Origin of the sequence: Rhodoplanes roseus, from assembly GCF_003258865.1 — a bacterium.
Lineage (GTDB): Bacteria > Pseudomonadota > Alphaproteobacteria > Rhizobiales > Xanthobacteraceae > Rhodoplanes > Rhodoplanes roseus.
In genome coordinates this window covers 1-2,580 of sequence record NZ_NPEX01000486.1, presented here as the reverse complement: position 1 = coordinate 2,580, position 2,580 = coordinate 1, and the positions used below count along the sequence as shown (strand labels likewise).

2 protein-coding genes are annotated in these 2,580 nt (G+C 54.4%); both read right to left on the bottom strand.

The annotated features are described in order from the left end of the window. Nucleotides 1–268: 268 nt before the first annotated feature. Entirely contained in the window at nt 269–1,063 is a 795-nt protein-coding gene (locus CH341_RS30515) for a sulfotransferase family 2 domain-containing protein (RefSeq protein WP_111423295.1), read from the bottom strand. Beyond that, entirely contained in the window at nt 1,064–2,299 is a 1,236-nt protein-coding gene (locus CH341_RS30510) for an ABC transporter ATP-binding protein (RefSeq protein ID WP_111423293.1), read from the bottom strand. Nucleotides 2,300–2,580 lie beyond the last annotated feature (281 nt).

Sequence of the window (2,580 nt, the reverse complement as noted above, 5' to 3'; positions counted from 1 at the left end):
GTAGGGCTCGATCCGAGCCCACTCGGAATCGCTCAGCCAGTAAAGCTGCTTGCTCATCAAGGGCTCCGTACCCCCCGAAGCCCTTGAATCAGTCAACGCTCCGCACCGCAAGCCAATTGAGTACGGACCCTAGAGGGGAGTGTGCCGATAATCGACGCGTTAATTGGAGGTCTGCTTGAAATTCGCAAAATATCATAAAGGCTGCCACAAAGAGTCCTGGGTATGGCAGTCAACACGCCTCATGAGGGTGTCGGAACGGGTTTCTCTCTCACGGGCTCAACGCCGGCTCTATTGTCTGCATCGAAAGTGCTAGTTCGTTCATCAAAAGAGAACGTCCGTACTCGTACAATGCAAAGTCTAATCGGGTTGCGCCGCACACCGCCTCAAGTTCCTGGACAGACAGCGTCAACGCGCTCAGTGTCGGCTCCGAATTGACGTTGGAATAAGGAAGGCTTGTCACGGGTGGCCATCCCATCTTCTTAGCGATCAAAGCGACCGAATGGCCCATAAGCTCGGTGATGCCCACGACCGCACATCGCATGAGGTAGTCTTTCGCAAGTTGCACAGCCGTCGACTCTGAGTATTGCAGGCTAAGGGATTCAATCGTCTGCTCCAACGCAAATCTCCGACCTTCTTGAGGGGCTAAGTCGGCGGCCAAGCGGACGGGATCGCTATCGTTGACGATCGAGCGCACCTGAAAGTTCTCGATCATCGGCCGCGTCACCGGATCGTTGATAAACTCAAGAAACGATCGATGACGCTGCACTCGCTCGTAATGGTAGTGCGGGGGGGAGCGCAGCACGTGTTGAAAATGCGATATAGAGCGATCAATCGGGTTACGGAGAAACACAACCGTTTTCATCTCGCCACCATAGTACCCATGGAACGGGCGATAAAAGTGTCCAGAAAACAGGGAGTACGTCTTCAGAGAGTCGACCGGCAACTTGAGCAGCTCGCTCCAAAGGCCGGCTGGCGCGCGTCTCATTTCGGAGTGAGAGGCCAGCCATTCAGTTACGGTTGTTCCTGCCGTTTTGGGGATATGATTAAAATACAATGCGTCCATTCAGCTGACCTCGATATCGATCTTGGCGTCCAGCCATGAAGTGCCCGCAAATGTCGGAAGGTTCACATTCACCACATCAAATACGAAATAATTATCATGGCTTTCGTAATTGTTTTCCATCTTTGTGTAAGAGCTTACCAAATTGTAGGTGATGGAGTATGATCCAGGCCCGAGATTGCACGGGATACGAAACCGCGACTTGACTACTTGCCCAGGAAGTAGGTCGGTAAGAACTTGCTTCGTGTACCAGGTATTCGTCCCCCAGACGACATGTCCGGTTCGGTCACGAAGCAAATGCCCGATAACGAGGCGATCGATTGGCGCATTGATTTCAATAGTGCAGAGAATGTCGAGCACCTGCCCGATAATGGCTGTACTGACCGGCCTTCCGGTCGACGCATCAGCAAGGCTCATTTCCTTGAGCGTCGCCTTTTCGTCGCCCGATTTGGTCATCAACCAACCGTACTTGTCGCGCCGCTGCTCAATCGTGAGCTTCTCATTCTCCTTCTGGGCTATCATTGCATTGTAAAAATCCACGACCTCGTCCGGAAGGCCGTCTTTCACCACCCCGCCTTTGTCAAGCAGGATCGCACGGTCGCACAGCGCACGCACGTCGCCTGTACTGTGAGTGACTAACACAATCGAAGTGCCTTTCGCCTTGAACTGGCGGATGCGGTCGAAGCTCTTATGCTGGAAATAACTGTCGCCGACAGACAGAACCTCGTCAACGATGAGCAAGTCAGGCCGTACTGCAGACGCGATAGAGAAAGCTAAGCGTGCCTGCATCCCGGACGAGTACACTCTCAGCGGTAGATCAAAGAAGTCTTTAAGTTCGGCGAAATCTTCGATCTTGGGCATTAAAGTCGTCAACTCCCCCGGCGACAGGCCCATTAGCCCGCCAGCCTGGTATACATTCTGCCGTCCGGAAAACTCCGGATTGAAGCCGAGGCCGAGCTCAAGGATAGCACTTACGCGTCCACCGACAGAAATGGTTCCGGTTGTGGGCCGTGTCGTCCCGGTCACAAGCCTAAGAAGTGTACTCTTCCCGGCGCCGTTAGCCCCGATAATCGCGATTGTCTCGCCCGCGGGCAGACTGAACGACACATCGCGTACCGCCCAGTACTCGCGCTTGCGCGCAGTCTCGAAGCCGAACCAGCTCGCGAAGCGCTTAAGGCTGGACCCGTAGTCGACATAGCATTTGCCGACGCGGTCGACGTTTAGGGCTGTTCGGCTCATAGTGCGTCGATCAGCTCGTGACTAGCTCGCCTGAATAGCAGGAAGGATATCACGAACAGCCCAATCGAGAGGACGGCCGGACCGGCTAGCGAGACCAGATCGGGACTGCGATCGTACAACAGAGCCTGTTGATAGATCGAAACCAGCGCTACCATCGGATTGAAGTCTGCTATCCACCGCATCTGTGCTGGCAGAACTTCGCGCGTAGTTGCTCAGGGGTATGGCGGCGCGATGTCTCTGAGCAGGTTTTGACAAACTGGTACGTCGCTGATTCAACACTG